Origin of the sequence: Acinetobacter sp. HZNU-JH01, from assembly GCF_037996845.1 — a bacterium.
GTDB classification, from domain to species: Bacteria; Pseudomonadota; Gammaproteobacteria; order Pseudomonadales; family Moraxellaceae; genus Acinetobacter; species Acinetobacter haemolyticus.
Genome location: NZ_JBBMZX010000001.1, coordinates 137,644 through 154,085 on the forward strand (window position 1 = coordinate 137,644; position 16,442 = coordinate 154,085).

Genomic DNA, 16,442 nt, shown 5'->3' on the forward strand with positions numbered 1-16,442 from the left:
TAGCTTTATACAGGTTTTTCAATAAAAACAAAAGCATCGATCAATGAAGCAATTTAGAAAATTATAAATATGGATCTTTACGCCAGTTACTTGGGCTACGACCACTCCAACGCTTAAATGCACGGCTGAAATTGGCAACATCCGAATAACCTAATTCATCAGCAATTTGTTCTAGACTATAATCTGTACGTGAAAGCAGCGATGTGGCATGGCGATAACGGACTTCATCTACGAGTGTCGAAAAAGAGGTGCCTTCAGCTGCCAGTTGGCGCTTGAGGGTTCGATCAGACATATGCAAACGTTCAGCCACATTCTCGATACTCAGGTAATGTTGTTCTGAATTGGTCAAAATGTCACGTACCCGCATCGCCAAACGACGTCTTTCACCTAGTGCTGATAATTCAGTTTCACACTGGTTGATCGCGATTTGACTGGCGATTGGGTCGGCATTTACCATTTTTAAGCCGAGATATTTTTTGTCAAAACTTGAAATGAGATGAGGTTGATTAAAATGAATCGTACTACTTAACTTATCTTTATACTTTTCAAACCCTGTAGGCTCAGGGAAATCTAGATCCACTTCACCTCTTAAATCCTCAATCCCTGTTAGGGCTTTTGCCATGGTCATGATCCCGATGGTCAAGCCTAAGATGATTTCGGTGCGTAAAGGCTCAACTTCAATGTCACATTGCAGTTGTAAAGTTGCTTTTGGCCCAAAGGTTGAAAAATATAATTGTAGAAATGGTAAACGCAATTGAATGAATCGACTGGCGAGCGCAATTGCATCGGTAATGTCATGCGCTGTCATGATGGCATAGCCAATAAATCCATGAATTGAAATACGCATTTGGGTTCCGAGATGAAAGCCTAAAGTGCTTTCACCTGTTAGACGCAATGCATGCTTCACCAATTCATTTGCAATAGGTGTAGGAATTCGATAATTCGGATCAGCCAGTTGTTCGCTTGTTAAATGAAATGGAGCGAATAAAGTTTCATCGTTATATCCCCAACGAGAAACAACATCTAATAGCAATAAGCCATAGACGCCTGGTATACCTTGATCTTGACGAGTTGAAGTTGTTTTCATCTGCTTTCCGTGGCGCTCATCAATTTTGCCAATATCTTTTAAACACTAAAGTCTTAATCATCTTTACATGAAATAAAATAATCAATCATAAAAATTGTTGGACAAGCGGGTCATTGCTCATTCAAAACATTAAGTCGGCTTTGTAAATACCATAATTTTGGTGGTAGATATTAATAACACATCACCGTTTTGGTTCAAAGCTTGTGTGACGTAACTGACAATACCACGATCAAGTTTGGTTTTAGAGGGTACAATTGCAGTAATTTCAACTTCAACATGAATTTTGTCGCCCGCACGAGTTGGTCTAGGCCAGCGTAGACTTGACTCAGTCCCTAATAAACCACCTGCGATTGGAAAACATTCAGTCCATAAGCGCATCGTAACAGCAGATGTATGCCATCCACTGGCTGCTAGACCTTGAAACACAGGGTGTTGTGCGGCAGCTTGTTCATCTAAATGAAAAGGTTGCGGATCGTATTGACTTGCAAATTGCTTAATTTCTTCGAGTGTCATTTCATATTCGCGACTAATGAAACGATCACCAACATTTAAATCTTCTAAATACAACATTATTCAGTATCCTGAGCCACCACGCGTTGTTCCACTAAAAAACCACCTGTTTGGCGTTTCCATAACTGGGCGTATAAACCATCATTTGCAATCAATTCTTCATGTGTGCCTTGTTCAGCAATTCGGCCTTCATCTAACACAATCAAACGATCCATCTGAGCAATAGTAGATAATCGATGCGCAATTGCAATGACCGTTTTGCCAACCATTAAGTCATTTAAACTGCTTTGGATTGCTGCTTCGACTTCAGAGTCAAGTGCGCTGGTTGCTTCGTCTAAAATTAGGATAGGTGCATCTTTTAGAAAAACCCGTGAAATCGCAATACGCTGACGTTGACCGCCAGAAAGTTTCACACCTCGTTCACCAACGAATGCATCAAATCCAACACGTCCTTTTTGATCGGTGAGTTGGGGAATAAACTCTTCTGCTTTTGCTTTTCTTACAGCTTGTTGAATTTCAGCTTCAGTCGCATTTGGGCGACCATACTTAATATTTTCTGCAACAGTGCGATGTAATAAAGAAGTATCTTGAGTAACTAATGCAATATTGGCACGAAGACTGTCTTGAGTGACGTCATTAATATCTTGACCATCAATCAGTATACGACCTTGGTTGATCTTGTAAAAATGTAGAAGTAATTGAATGAGGGTTGACTTTCCAGCACCTGAACGACCAACTATTCCAATTTTTTCGCCAGGTTTTATGGTTAAATTCAAATGATCAATTACATTTTTCTGATTATAAGCAAAGCAGACATTTTCAAAGCGAATTTCACCATGATTGACTTTTAATTCTGTTGCATCTTGTTTGTCTTGAATTTGAATCGGTTTACCTAAAGTTTTCATACCATCTTGAATAGTACCGACATTTTCGAACAGCATGGTGACATGCCACATGATAAATTCTGCCAAACTATCGAGTTTGAGCACCATTGCTGTGGTCGCTGCAATTACACCTAATGCAGCTTGTCCTTGCGTCCATAACCAAACTGAAGTTCCGATGACACCAATAAAGAGAAATGCGCTGAGTAGACGAATACTAATTTGATATTTTACGCCTAGCCGCATTTGCTTATAAACAGTGACCATAAACTCTTGCATCGACTCTTTGGCGTACTGGCTTTCACGTCCAGCATGAGCAAATAATTTCACCGTTTGGATATTAGTATAAGCATCTGTTACACGACCAGTCATAATTGAACGTGCATCCGCTTGCTCCTGAGAGACTTTTCCTAAACGTGGAATAAAGTAACTGGCAATGAGAATAAACAAAACCAGCCATATGATTAACGGAACGATTAGTATAGGAGAGATTGAACCCAGTACGAGGCTGATGGTCACGAAATAGATGAAAACATAAACCACCATATCACCGAGAATCATCCAGAATTCTCGGACAGCCAATGCAGTTTGCATGACTTTGGCTGATAGGCGACCTGCAAAATCAGTGTGGAAGAAATCTAAGCTTTGTTGTAGAAGTAAATTATGAAATCTCCAACGCATGCGCATTGGAAAATTACTAAATAAAACTTGATGTTTAATGATTGCTTGCAAGCTGACAAAGAAAATATTGGCAAATAATATGCTTATTAAAATCGTAAGATTTTGTTGATTGGTTGCGAAGAAACTATCGGGTTGACTGCTACTGAGCCAATCAACTAGTTTACCTATATAAGCAAAGAATAACGCTTCAAAGCAAGCAGCCGCAGCCGTACAAGCAATTAACAAAAATAAATATGGTCGAATCCCTTGAGTCGCTTGCCAAACGAAAGCAAAAAAAGTGGTTGGTAGAGGTTTGTTTAAGTCTTTGGTGGGGTATGGGTCGACTAATTTTTCAAACCACTTCAACATTGTTTTTTCCTCAAGACGTAGACTTAGATTCAATGACTAAATGCTTTGCTATTATCTAAATGTATGTATAAAGTTTTAGCTTTAGCTGTATAGGATAGCAGAAAAATAAAGTAATTAATGATAATCAAACAAACACAATTTTATTATTTCTTAATATTAATAATTATCAATAACACTTGAGAAAAACCACATGCAACAATATTCTGATTATTCACAAAGTCCTAAATTAAAGATTGAGACTACTCAAATTGATCGTTTTAATCCAACGTATTGGCGGGTTGATGGTCCGCAAACCATGTCTTTTGCAATTACCAATTACTTAAATGGTTTTGAAGTGGTATTTAGGTCGCGTACCACAACAGATCTTGCTGGAATTGTTTGGGACTCACACGATGCAAAAGATCATAAGTTTCTGGCTTATGAAACGAAATATGATTACTCAGGAATGATCTGGGATTTTGATCTTGAGCTTTCAGCTTCCATGCCAGCTTTAAATAACGAAGCATTAACCCCAACATTGACTGTGCATTACCGTGAGCAAGGTCAAGATAAAATTGCTTATATCGTATTGTTTAATTATGCCGATCAACCTGCTTCACGAACTGCACATATTCAGATTAACTGGGATACGGTAAAAGCTGGTTTTTCGGCAACGGACTCTTTTCCCGTAACTCATATTAAACGGATCTCATTTTCTGCATTTACGATGAGTTATAACGGTCATTCGACACTTGCTTTGCCTCAAGCAGAGGATGGTTATATTCGAATAATCAATTCGGTTACTACAGGGGTGAATGCAAAATTAGCATTGAAGCGAGTCATCGTGGCACCACACCAGCATGGCATTTGTACCAGTTATGACGATCACTATGACTTAAACCCTCAGCGTTTGGTGGATAATATTGAGGCCTTGGGTTATCAGGGATTGATGAACCATTATTGTGGTATGTCCAAATACCCAGAGATGAAATGGCGCAGTGATCTAAATACTTGGCAGATTCCCGACACGCTTGTGAGCAATGAAAATGTTGTGAATCCATGCGCGCTGGCATTTCATGCGGATACAGGATTATACGCACCAGATGTTGGAACCATCTATGAGGCTATGCATAAAACGGGGACACCTTATGATGAATTCAAAGCATGGCTGAGAAATAAGTTAGGCCAAACATGTCAAGATCTACGCACTGTAATTAAAGCAAAGCATCCAAATGCGAAAGTTAGTCCGTTAATTTTCTTTCCGACGATACGAACACCAATAGAAACACTTGTGACAGATATTAATTATCCAAGTCATCACTATGCGTATCCAAACTTCGATTATATTACAACTGAGTCTTATGATTGGATTTTAGAGGCGAAATTAAGTTTGGCACATCAGGTTCTCTCTGAAATTCCAGTACAAGAATTAAACTACCCAGCTGACAAGATTGCCTATTTGGCAGGCTTTGTACCAGATGCCTCTATTGCTCATCTTTATGGTTTTGATCGTACTAAACCTTATCAAACACCGATTTGGCAACGTATTTTTGGTGACATGGAAAATAATGATGTGTTGGGATTGTTGAAGCAATTTATTTGGGCTTATCCGCAAATTATGTCGGATTCAATCACTATTGATATTGAACAAGCACCGGAAGGTTTTTTTATTCAGCAGGAATATCATTTACCTGTGAATGACGACACACCTTATCCGCCAGAAATTTACTTATAACTTGGTTCTTTTTTTTGCAGCAATTAGCTTTAAATTAAGATGTATGATCATCTGATTTTTAGTTGATTGCTGGGTAATTTAATTTGGAATATATATTTCTAATAATGTGAATAGTAAATTAAAAATTAGTTAATTACTTTTAAAGAGGTCAGTTACGAATTTTTTAATTGTTTTTTATGATCATAGACAAGATAAATGGTTTAAATTGAGCGATAATCGCACTGGATTTTTTGCAAAAAACGTGGATAATTGTGACTTGTTACACATTTATACGGAAGTGAAAAGTTGAAAAGAGTTGGAAATTTAGGCGCTTGTTTATTGTTCATCGCTGGTGTTTTTTTCTTGGTTATGGGGATTCCTTCAACCGATTTTGTTCTCATCGCAATTGCAATTGCACTGATGGTTACTGCTTTCTTATTAATTTATGAGTTTAATCTAAATTTATTTAAGTGGACCAAATAACATTATCCAGTATAAGAGAGGCTCTTTAAGAATAAATTAAGAAAAAAGATTAAGGGTTTAGATATTTTTCCCATTATAAGTCAATTTAACCTACCTATGGCTTGAGTCTTTGCCGCATAGAATTTAGTAAAAACTCAAGCCATTAAAAATTTAACTCACATTTTTAGTGTCTATATGGTCGTTGTTAAGGTTTTGAAAATCATATCCAGACGGTGCTTGGTAAATTCTTAATCCAAACTCTGGGATAATTGCAATTAAATGATCGAAAATATCAGACTGAATTGCTTCATAAGAAGCCCAAGCAATTGTATTGGTAAATGCATAAATTTCTAAAGGTAAACCTTCACTGGTTGGTTGCAGTTGGCGAACCAAGATCGTTTGATTTTGAGCAATGCCACTATGTTGACGCAAGTAGAACTCAACGTAAGCTCTGAAAGTCCCTAAATTAGTTAAGCGTCTTTGGTTATATCGAGATTGGTTACTTAGGTGATTATTAAATTCTTGTATTTCAGATTTTTTAGAATCTAAGTATTGATCCAATAATAAAAAGTCTCTCAGCTTTTGTTGCTCTTCTTCGCTCATGAAATGAACACTACTTTGATCAATGAACAGTGAGCGTTTCATACGGCGACAACCTGAGTTACTCATGCCACGCCAGTTTCGAAAAGTATCTGTAACTAACTTATTCGTTGGAATGGTGGTGTAGGTTTTATCAAAGTTTTGAACAGTCACAGTATGTAATGACATATCAATGACATCGCCATCAGCATTTAAAGATGGCATTTCAATCCAGTCTCCAATACGAACCATATCATAAGATGCGATTTGTACACTCGCTACCAATGAAAGAATAGTGTTCTGGAAAACCAACATCAACACGGCTGCCATTGCACCAAAACCAGCGAGTAGGGTAAATACATCTTTTTTAAGAAAAGTACCCAAGATCATTAGACCACAAACCACAAATAAGATCAGCTTAACAAGCTGTAAATAACCTTTGATCGGTTTGTTTCTTGATTTTGGATTACGTTGATAGATCAGATTAAAAATATTAAGTGCTTCACTCACTGTCAGTGCAAGTGTAAGGAAAATGAAAGCTTGCGCGCCCATTTGCACAAAACTGACTACTTTCTCTGGTAGATGAGGGACAGTCGTAATTCCATTCATAATAACAATGGCTGGAACAATATTGGCAAAACGGCGGGTAACACTATGTTGTGCAAAAATAGACTGATTTGGGGATTTAAGTTTGGTAATTAAGCGTCGTATTCCACGAACAATGATTCGTTTAGCAATAAAATTTGCCAGTGCTGCAAATAATATTAGAATTGTTAAAGCAATCAACATTTCCAATAAAGGATATTGACTCAACTCAACTTTTATTTCACGGATAAAATCTAAATAATTCAAACCCAAACACCTTACGATTCTTTAAGCAAGAATTGTAAGGTGGAATTGTGGGGATATTATTTTAAATCACAGTTTATATACGATTTGTAAGGCATTTTTACATAATATGTGCAGGATTTACCACATGAGATCATCAGGAATAACATAGGCTGCATACGGATCATCTTCGTCGGTAGTTTCATTATTTTGTTCGCTGTTGTTCACCAAGATAAAGCCCTGCATTTTTTGATTGATTTTATCTGCCAAGGCTTTAGGGAGATAGGCGTAACTTTCTTGATCTTTTGCAATCACAAGTGAACCTGAAACAAGCGCGTTATATACTTGTTGAGATAGATAAACTTTTTTAATTTTATTGTCATCAATAAATTGGTAGGCAATATCACCTTCAGTTTGTAGAACTTTGTGTTGTTTGATCATTTGAATGATCGATGCCTTTAGTGCTTTTTCTTCTAAAATACGTTGTTTTTCTGAGTTTAATGCTTGGTCTTTGGCGATTTTTTCTTGTTTAGCTCGATCAATATCGGCCTTTAATGCAGCGTCATCATTTTGTCCAAGACGTTGTTCATGCTGAACTTGTTTAGTGAGCTTTTTCGCTTTTTTATTATCCACCAAACCTGCTTTTAATAACTGAGCTTGAAGTGCATTTTTAACCATGATTTAGTCCGAATTTAAATTTGATGGAGAACGAAAATAATAAATCCAATATGCCACACTCATTATTAAGCTCAAAGCTGTAGGAATGAGGAAGGTTTGTAATTGTAGGTAAGGATAGAGCATGCTGGCAAGCACACCACCGACTAAAAAACCGAAAAAAATAAGTAAGTGAAGAAAAATGCGACGTCTTTCTACATGCAATCCACGGGCTTTATAACCTAATGCTAGGCCGATATCTGTGAGTACGCCTGATAGGTGGGTAGTACGAATAATTGCACCCTTATAGTGGCTGACCATTGCATTTTGAACGCCCATGGCGACGCATGCCCAAAGTAAACCATATCGTGGAAAATAAGGAATAAGTAACCATGTTAGAAATAGGAAAATCGCGACTAGACTTAATGGAAAGCCGTAATGGCGACCAAGCGCTACATTGCCATTGCCTAGAATCAGTCCACTATAAAATGAACCAATCACATAACAAATCAAAACGAGGCTGAGATAAAGAAGGTGATCTGGCTGCCAATTTACCAAGCTCATTGCGAGTAGGCTGGCATTTCCTGTCATGTGGGAAACAGACTGGTGAAGTACGGTGAATAAACCGAGAACGTTTACCATCCCTGCATTCAATGCCAATAAAAAAGCACCCAGTTGAATCCAGTTTGGTAAACGTTGAAAAGGCATACTGACCTATGAGTCTTGGCGGTTTCTAAAATCTACGGCTGCAGTAAATAGAACGTCAGTCGATGAGTTAAGTGCAGTCTCAGTTGAGTCCTGCAATACACTAATAATCATACCAATCGCGACGACCTGCATAGCAATCTCAGATGATATACCAAATAAGCTACAAGCAACAGGGATGAGTAACAATGAACCACCAGCAACACCCGAAGCACCGCAAGCAGAAACTGCTGCAACGACAGATAAGATGAGCATAGTGCTAAAGTCTACGTGAATACCCAAGGTATTTACCGCAGCTAAAGTTAATACGGTAATGGTTACTGCTGCACCCGCCATATTAATGGTTGCACCAAGCGGGATAGATACACCAGCAGTTGCTTCATTTACACCTAAACGTTGCGCAAGATCCAAGTTCACAGGAATATTCGCAGCTGAGCTACGCGTAAAGAATGCAGTAATACCACTTTCTCTTAAGCACTTAAATACCAATGGATATGGATTTGCACGCATAGTGATCGCAACTAAAATAGGGTTAATCACCAGTGCAACGAACAGCATTGTGCCGATTAACACCATGAGCAAATGTGCATAACTTGCTAAAGTCGCAAAACCTGCGCTTGCAAAAGTTACTGCAACTAACCCAAAAATACCGATAGGCGCAAAGCTAATGACAGTATGAATAATTTTATTCACGGCATCAGCAACATCAGTCAATACTTGCTTGGTTGTATCTGAACTATGGCGCAAGGCAAGGCCTAAACCAATCGCCCAAGCCAGAATTCCAATAAAGTTTGCTTCACTGATCGCTTGAACAGGATTGGCAATAAAGCTAAGCAGTAGATTTTTTAAGATCTCAGCTAAGCTGCCAGGTGCTTGTAAATCTGATTGAGCTGCTAAGTGTAAGAACAGCTGGCTAGGAAAAACAATACTCGCAATCACCGCACTAAAAGCGGCAAGAAGCATACCTGCTACATATAACACCATCACTGGTTTTAAATTAGAATTCTGTCCAACTTGGAAATTGGCAATTGAAGAAAGCACAAGAACAAAAACGAGAATAGGGGCAACCGATTTCAACGCTTTAATAAATAATTCACCTAATAAACTAAGATAAGGTGTAACGTTAGGAAACAGCAAAGCCACGCCAATCCCCCAAATAATAGCGATAATAATTTTGCTAACTAGACTTAAGTGAGACAATACACTAAACATATAAAGGCCTTACAAACCTATGCACGGTTTAAGGTTAAACAAGCGCCGTATTCTATACCTAAGAACTGTGAATATTAAAATTTTTTTTGCAAGCGAATTGCTTTAAAAATAATTTAAAAAATAACACAATGTTTTTAAAAAGTATTTTTAAAAAATATGCCATATCTTTTTGAATAAAAAAAGAGCTATAAATTACTTTTTTGTCGCGCTGCTTTCCGAAAGTTGTTGTATCGCTTGGTAATGCGTTAGAAAAACTTGTCCAGACAATTCCTTGATCAAAGCTGATTTGATTAGCTTTTCCATCACAGGACTTTTGACTTCGGAAAGGTGTAGTTGAATATTTAAAAGTGATAACTCTATGTTTATTTCCTCCAACATTTCAAGCGCACTCAGATCGATGTTGCTAATGCTTGAGCAATTAATGACAACGTGCTGTAGTTGAGGGTTTTGACTCACCTGAGTAATGATGTAGCCTTTCAGTACATGTGCGTTGAGAAAGCTTAGATTTTCATCAACACGAAATGAAATGATATCAGGCGAGGTAATTACTTTATAGTGAGATATATTTCTAAAATGCTGCGTGCCTTCTACTAATCCGATCACCGCGATATGTGGGCGGCTGACACGCCACAGTAATAGTACAAACGTTAAAATAATTCCAATGATTAATCCTGTCGTGATATCAATACAGGTTACGCCGATAAAAGTTGCCCACATTGCCAAACCATCTGCTTTTGAATATCGCCATGTCTCAATGAAAGGACTCAGTGTTATCAACTTCCAGATAGAAACAAAAATGGTTGCGGCCAAGACTGCTAAAGGTAGATTTTGAAAAAATCCAGTAAAATATAAGCTGACAACGATCATCAAGATGGAAGATAGAACACCTGCCATAGGGGTTTTTGCGCCAGCATCAGCATTGACTACAGTACGAGATAAACTACCTGAAACTGCAAAACCAGAGTTTATGCCAGCAGCGATATTGGCTAAGCCAAGAGCGATCAGTTCTTGGTTGCTGTTTAGATCGTCACGTTTTTTTAGCGCAGTTGCCTGTGCTATGGCCAGTGACTCAATAAAGCTAATCATGGCGATCATAAAAGCACTTGGGAGTAATTGTATTACCAAATTCCAGTTCCAAGATGGAAAATGAAAACTGGGTAAAGCTGAGGGGATGACACCAACCGTTTGAATTGAATAGTGACTGCTATTAATGATAAATGTCATGATGAGAATAGAGCAAAGTAGAATCAACAATGGAATGATTCTGTTTATAAAACCTGATCGAATTAATTTAGGCAATAAGAACAGTAAGACAATTGAAATAATTCCGATACTAAAGTTACTTAAACTGATTTGATGAAAATTTTGTTGAAGACTAATAATAAACTCAGGAATATTGTTCGCTTGTAAAGGAATAGCAAATAAGAACTTAAATTGTCCCAAGGCAATTAATAAAGTAGACGCGATGATAAAACTTTTGATCACGGGGTGGCTAATCAGTTGGATTAAAAATCCAAAACGGAAAATGCCAAGAACAAATGAGATCAAACCAACTAAGACGGCAAGTAGGCAGGCTGCTTCAATATAGGCTTGAGATCCCACTGTAAATAGGGGATTCAATGCTGCAAAAACCATCATTGAAATAATGGCAACAGGACCGATTGAAAGTGTTGAACTACTGCCCGTAAAGGCATAAATGATCATTGGCAAAATACTTGCGTATATACCCATGATTGGAGGTAGTCCTGCTAACATTGCATAAGCCATGCCTTGTGGGACAAGCATAGCAAGTACGATTAAGGCTGCGACTAGGTCAGCCTTAAAACTTGCTGTTTGATAATGACTCAACCATTTACGAGCTGGAAATAATCTATCAAAGTCAGGCATTAGCAGTTTCATGCATAATATTCTAAATCATAAATTTATATATATTATGCAGAAAAAATGCTAAACAAAGGAGAGATAATTTAAACTTCTACTTGGGGACAATAATGTTTATATAAGGTTTCTAAAAGAATACTGAGTTTGGGATCAAGGATAGAGTAAAAAATTTGTTTACCATCTCTGCGAGTAGATACTACTTTACTTTTACGCAACATCATCAGTTGTTGTGAAAGTGTGGGTTGAACAATTTTTGTTACTTCGGCAATTTGAGAAACATTGAGCTCTTTTTGAGTTAGATGACACAAAATGATTAATCGATCAGTATTTGCAAGAGATTTAAGTACATTTACAACGATATCAGCAGACTCTCTCATTGCCTCAATTTCAAGATCCTTTTGCATACGCTCATCACTACCAGAAAACCGGGTCTAGTATAAGGTGAGAAATGGGAAAAAATGTAGTAAAACTGCATAATTGCAATGGATTTTAATGACATATCATATCAAAAAATCTAATAAGTATATGTGTTTTTGTGATTTATATCTCAAAAATAATGTTTATTATAGATGTAATTCACAAAATAATTTTTATTGCTTAAAAACGGATCAATCCATTCTGATGTAAGTAGTAATTATTAATTTTTGTTAAACAATAAAATTAAGTTGTTAATATATCTAAAAATATGCAAAAAATTAAAATAATGATTGTGCTTTGTGAAAAATTGTATACAATTGCCAATAAGACAGAATAATCTGTCTGCATAAAAAGGATCGGAGATGTGAAAACATAACCGCCAGAGGGTAATAATACTTATTATTCTTTTACACTCAGACGCAAGCGTGAGCCAGAAAAATAATTATAAATCACGCTTTATTTTTTTATCACATTATTTTTTATAAGCTATCCCTCTATGACTAAAGGGATAGAGCTGTTTATGTTAGTGCTTGCTCAAAACTGATTAATTGATTTACACGTTTCCAATACTCATTAATATCGACTGAGCTTTTGTTGACATGTGCCTGTATTGTCATACCATCAAGTATGCTTACAATGAGTGTTGCCAGATGGATTGGATTTTGAATCCCAAGATTCGCAAGCAAGTTTTCAATGAGTGCCGTCAACCAAATTTTATATTGTGTTGCTGGTTCCAAAGTCGAAGGGTAGATTTTAATAACTTCATCGAGTGCTTTTTGGAACATGCAGCCGTTAAAATCGTCACTATTGAACCATGCTGAATACCATTCAAAAATTGCTCTAAGCTGTCCCAAATGATCTGTTGGGTCACACTCTGCTAGTGTTAAATTTAACGAGGCTTGTAAATTTTGATTGCGTTGGATCAGACATTCTTGAATTAATTTTTCCTTGGAAGGGAAATATTTGTAAAATGTCATTTTTGCGACATTAGACTCGCTTATGATCCGATCAACCCCAACCGAATTGTAACTATGCGAGTTAAACAGTCGTAATGCTGTGGTAATAATATCTTCTTTTTTTGACATATAACGCCTCGAGTTTGCTCGTCATCAAGAGCATCTTTTTGCATTTCATCATGCAATTTTGGCGAATAGTCTACACCGTATCAAATAAATATCATAGCGAAAAATAACAATATTTATTTGATTGATTTTAAATTTTACAACGAAATAGACCAGTTAAAAATAACAGCATGAATTTATAATATTAATATCGAAACTGTATATATGAGTTAATAAGAAAATATAAAAAAAATAAATTGTAGTTAACTTTAGTTTATATAAATAGTGAGTAAATAACTAAGCATATAAATTTAAATAATAATCATTTGCATTTTTTAAATTAAAGATCAACTGTAGCAATACAATTGATCTCTAATTATGTGTAAACAAGGAGGGATTAGCGGGTGAGTTCCGTTATGAGTTGTGCAAAGTTATGGTAAAGCATAGATTGTTGTGTTGGGGTATAAACTGAACGTTTAATTACGCCTTTGTTGGTCTCTATAGCGAGATCCACATTTTTGGCATTTCTCAACTCATACAAAAATGAACTCGGAATAACGAAAGTGTTGGATGAGCGCTTTGGAATCAAACGGTTTATATATTTTTGCTGGGTCGGTCCTATAGGTGCATAGGTAAATGTTTTGCCATCGATGGTAAAAATAATGTTACCGATATCATAATAGTCATAACTACTAGTCAGTGCGACATCAAGCTTAAGTTGTTGTTTGTTTTGCTTGTCCCATTCAACAACCACACTCGGACAAAGTTCATTCGCCTTACAGGTTAAAGAACCTGCTGTTGCTATAAGATCATTGCTGTTACTACTTGTTGATGTTACTGGTGTGACACAACCAGCAAGTGTGAACGAAAGACCAATTAAGACAATGATTTTTTTCATATCTGAATTCTCTTGGGTGAATTTTTAACGTGAATGGTGTAGCTGAGGACCAAGAAACTCAAATGGCTTGGCAATTTTAAATTGATTCGTGGCATCACCAGCAAAGGTATTCTGTTGATCTTTGCCAAGATCAAGTTTACGCGTTATTCCATCTTTAAAATTAATTTTCTTTAAATCTATCCAAAAAACATTTGGTGAAACTGCAGATTCGAAGAAATATAATTGCTGTTTATGATCTGCTACAGTTCTCCAGCGTGTTGAAGAGATATTCGGTTCTTCTGCTGTATTTAAACCATAGGGTACAGATGCATTACGAATAACACTAAATACAGAGGCGATTGCATCTTTTGGATTATCATTTTTAGGAATTGCATTGATATAGAATGATGCGCGTGCAAATCGATCCGCAGCACGATTTGTACCAGGTAACATAACGGTTCCACCTATTTGCTGCCAATAGGTATTCAATGCAAGTTGCTGGTCAAAGGTTGGTGAATTGGTCATCACTTGATATTTTTTATTATGATGGATGACTTGCTTACCCCCAATATATTCAACAATCGCACTATCACCAGTTTTATCTGAAATCGACAAGTGTAATGTTGTTAGGCGTTGCTCACCAGGAACGTTGTCTGTAATTAAATCAAATGGTTCTTTCTCTAAGGTTTTAACTGCTTCAGCTACTGTTGAGAAATTATCAAGTACGTATTGTGCCCAAGCGGAGATACTTAATTGTGGTTTGTTCGATTTTTTAGTGTCAGGATATTGAGATTCTACTAACCAAAGCACATTTGCCACTAAGCCTGCTTCATTCATTCCATCTGTTGTCGAAATATCATAGCCAGTTGCGATCACACTACCGTATTTGGATTTCCATTTCAGTGATTTTGGTCCAGCATTGCTATCGCGTTCGATACCACTTGGCATAATCCAAAGGTTTGTTCCGACATCAACCTTCCAATCCATTGAGCGGGCAGTAATAATATGATCATTATTGCCTAAATACACTGCTCTAGTACAAGCGTGAACTGTCTGAAGAAAGAGGGAGGATGCAATAAATGAACAAACTAAGGTTTTTTTAAGCATGGTGATGACTCCGTTGTAATCAAAAAATAATTAGCTTTAATGTATGTTTAATATTATTAATAAACAGTTTATAAATTTTTTATTGTTATTCAAATATTAATATGTAATTTTTATACCAATAATTGGATTACAACTTTCGAGTATAGTTAATGACCTGTAATAAAACGACATAGTTGATGTGTTTCATATACTTCCATAAATTTACTCGAAAGTCGTTTCTAACAAATTAGTTTGGAGGCAAAAGCATCACGATTGCACTATTGAGCAATTGAGCTATATCTTCTAAAACTTCATGTTGATTGAATTGCTCATTAAACTCTAAGCTTTCACCATCCGCGATTTTCTTTAATTCATTTTCGAAATTTTTGGACACACATACATTTTCACTGTTTGCCCAGAAATCTAAACTGTCTCCTTGTTCTCTGTAGAGCAGTCTCGATGCTGGTTCTAAAATTAACTGATAACCAGTCCCAATGACCTCCAGTAAATCTTCTGTTGTAATTTCTTCAGGTTCAGGAATGCTATTCGGGTAATTTGACTCACTCATATAAGACATGATTGCCGCCTCAAACTCAGGGGCTTGAGTAAGATAATCTAACAATTGCGCTTTTAAATAGGCAAGTTCAGTACTGTTGATCTTACCGATTGGAGCAGTGTGTTGACGTGCAATGTCGATGAGTGGTTTTTTAAGTGTTTCATTTTCAGCAAACTTATCACTGACCTGATCAATCATTTCTGAGAGGTTTGGCATACGGAAGCCAAAAGAAAATGTTAAACAGTCATCTTCTGCAACACCATAATGTGCAAGTCCTGGTGGAACGTAAAGTAAATCGCCAGGTGCAAGCACTTCGTCAAATTCAACATGCATGTCCGCGAGAAGTTTTAGTGGCTGATCAGGAATAAGCGCAGTTGATTCATCACATTTTTGGCCCAACTGCCAACGGCGATGACCATAACCTTGTACTAAGAAAACATCATAAAAGTCAAAATGTTTACCAACAGATCCTCCTTTAGGTGCATAAGACACCATAATGTCATCACGTCGCCACTGTGGAATAAAAGGAAATTTTTTCCATAATTCTGCGATATCAAAAGAGTAGTGGTCTACTGCTTGTACCAAGAGCGTCCAAAGATTCGGTAGTTTTTGGAAGTCACCTTTGGTTAGTGGCGATGATTTGACATGCCATTCATTTGGATTTTTATTTTTTTGACGGATTAAGCGAGCGGTAACATCTTCCTCTAATGCGAGTTCCTGAACATCTGCTGGTTCTAATAGACCAATGATCTCAGGCATCGCATTGCGTACAAGTAAAGGTTTCTTTTGCCAATATTCGGCAAGAAATTGTTCTGCAGTAATACCGCCTAAAACCGTCAAAGATTGTTGAGACATAAGGAGAAAACCAAAACGTATAAGTTTGAGGTGTATTGTCTATGCAGTTGAGGATTGGTGCAAGCATTG

15 protein-coding genes are annotated in these 16,442 nt (G+C 36.9%); 2 read left to right on the top strand and 13 right to left on the bottom strand.

All coding sequences use genetic code 11. From position 1 onward, the window contains the following. Positions 1 to 61: 61 nt before the first annotated feature. From AAC851_RS00680 to AAC851_RS00690, 3 genes are all read right to left on the bottom strand, one after another. Positions 62 to 1,087, bottom strand: coding sequence for an AraC family transcriptional regulator (locus AAC851_RS00680; protein WP_125503161.1), 1,026 nt, complete (start codon positions 1,085 to 1,087; stop codon positions 62 to 64). 129 nt (positions 1,088 to 1,216) lie between these two features. Next, positions 1,217 to 1,657 carry a MaoC family dehydratase gene (locus tag AAC851_RS00685; protein ID WP_004638852.1) on the bottom strand — a complete coding sequence of 147 codons (441 nt, stop codon included), beginning with the start codon at positions 1,655 to 1,657 and terminating at the stop codon, positions 1,217 to 1,219. Then, entirely contained in the window at positions 1,657 to 3,507 is a 1,851-nt protein-coding gene (locus AAC851_RS00690; protein WP_125503159.1) for an ABC transporter ATP-binding protein, read from the bottom strand. Before AAC851_RS00690 ends, AAC851_RS00685 begins: the two co-directional genes overlap by 1 nt. A 190-nt stretch (positions 3,508 to 3,697) precedes the next feature. On the opposite strand from AAC851_RS00690, the gene AAC851_RS00695 reads away from it, so the two are divergent. Both AAC851_RS00695 and AAC851_RS00700 read left to right on the top strand, forming a co-directional pair. After that, a complete protein-coding gene (locus AAC851_RS00695; RefSeq protein ID WP_340600334.1) occupies positions 3,698 to 5,221 on the top strand; it encodes a non-contractile tail sheath protein in 1,524 nt (507 codons plus the stop codon). A 285-nt stretch (positions 5,222 to 5,506) separates the two neighbouring features. Then, positions 5,507 to 5,683: a hypothetical protein gene (locus AAC851_RS00700; RefSeq protein WP_155771039.1), complete on the top strand. Its 177-nt coding sequence runs from the start codon at positions 5,507 to 5,509 to the stop codon at positions 5,681 to 5,683. A gap of 150 nt (positions 5,684 to 5,833) precedes the next feature. Here the strand turns inward: AAC851_RS00700 and AAC851_RS00705 are convergent, their stop codons facing one another. The 10 genes from AAC851_RS00705 to AAC851_RS00750 all read right to left on the bottom strand — a co-directional run bounded on the left by AAC851_RS00705 (position 5,834) and on the right by AAC851_RS00750 (position 16,373). Beyond that, the gene (locus tag AAC851_RS00705) at positions 5,834 to 7,093 is read right to left on the bottom strand and encodes a mechanosensitive ion channel family protein (protein ID WP_075315510.1); all 1,260 of its coding nucleotides are present in this window, start codon (positions 7,091 to 7,093) and stop codon (positions 5,834 to 5,836) included. Between the two features lie 117 nt (positions 7,094 to 7,210). Next, positions 7,211 to 7,747: a DUF2058 domain-containing protein gene (locus AAC851_RS00710; protein ID WP_100833708.1), complete on the bottom strand. Its 537-nt coding sequence runs from the start codon at positions 7,745 to 7,747 to the stop codon at positions 7,211 to 7,213. A 3-nt stretch (positions 7,748 to 7,750) separates the two neighbouring features. Continuing rightward, positions 7,751 to 8,431 (bottom strand): YoaK family protein, encoded by a 681-nt coding sequence (locus AAC851_RS00715; protein WP_004638863.1) that lies wholly within the window; start codon positions 8,429 to 8,431, stop codon positions 7,751 to 7,753. A 6-nt stretch (positions 8,432 to 8,437) separates the two neighbouring features. Further along, on the bottom strand, positions 8,438 to 9,640 hold the full coding sequence (sstT, locus tag AAC851_RS00720) for a serine/threonine transporter SstT (RefSeq protein WP_075315511.1): 1,203 nt from the start codon (positions 9,638 to 9,640) through the stop codon (positions 8,438 to 8,440). 192 nt (positions 9,641 to 9,832) lie between these two features. Continuing rightward, positions 9,833 to 11,539 carry a SulP family inorganic anion transporter gene (locus AAC851_RS00725; RefSeq protein WP_335963692.1) on the bottom strand — a complete coding sequence of 569 codons (1,707 nt, stop codon included), beginning with the start codon at positions 11,537 to 11,539 and terminating at the stop codon, positions 9,833 to 9,835. Between the two features lie 68 nt (positions 11,540 to 11,607). Next, positions 11,608 to 11,925 carry an ArsR/SmtB family transcription factor gene (locus tag AAC851_RS00730; RefSeq protein ID WP_004638870.1) on the bottom strand — a complete coding sequence of 106 codons (318 nt, stop codon included), beginning with the start codon at positions 11,923 to 11,925 and terminating at the stop codon, positions 11,608 to 11,610. A 531-nt stretch (positions 11,926 to 12,456) separates the two neighbouring features. Next, a complete protein-coding gene (locus AAC851_RS00735) occupies positions 12,457 to 13,023 on the bottom strand; it encodes a TetR/AcrR family transcriptional regulator (RefSeq protein WP_005080969.1) in 567 nt (188 codons plus the stop codon). A 373-nt stretch (positions 13,024 to 13,396) separates the two neighbouring features. Continuing rightward, positions 13,397 to 13,897, bottom strand: a complete 501-nt coding sequence (locus AAC851_RS00740) for a hypothetical protein (protein ID WP_125503149.1) — start codon at positions 13,895 to 13,897, stop codon at positions 13,397 to 13,399. 24 nt (positions 13,898 to 13,921) lie between these two features. After that, positions 13,922 to 14,983 carry a linear amide C-N hydrolase gene (locus AAC851_RS00745; RefSeq protein WP_005090721.1) on the bottom strand — a complete coding sequence of 354 codons (1,062 nt, stop codon included), beginning with the start codon at positions 14,981 to 14,983 and terminating at the stop codon, positions 13,922 to 13,924. A gap of 226 nt (positions 14,984 to 15,209) precedes the next feature. Continuing rightward, entirely contained in the window at positions 15,210 to 16,373 is a 1,164-nt protein-coding gene (locus tag AAC851_RS00750; RefSeq protein ID WP_125503147.1) for a cupin domain-containing protein, read from the bottom strand. Positions 16,374 to 16,442: the final 69 nt, after the last annotated feature.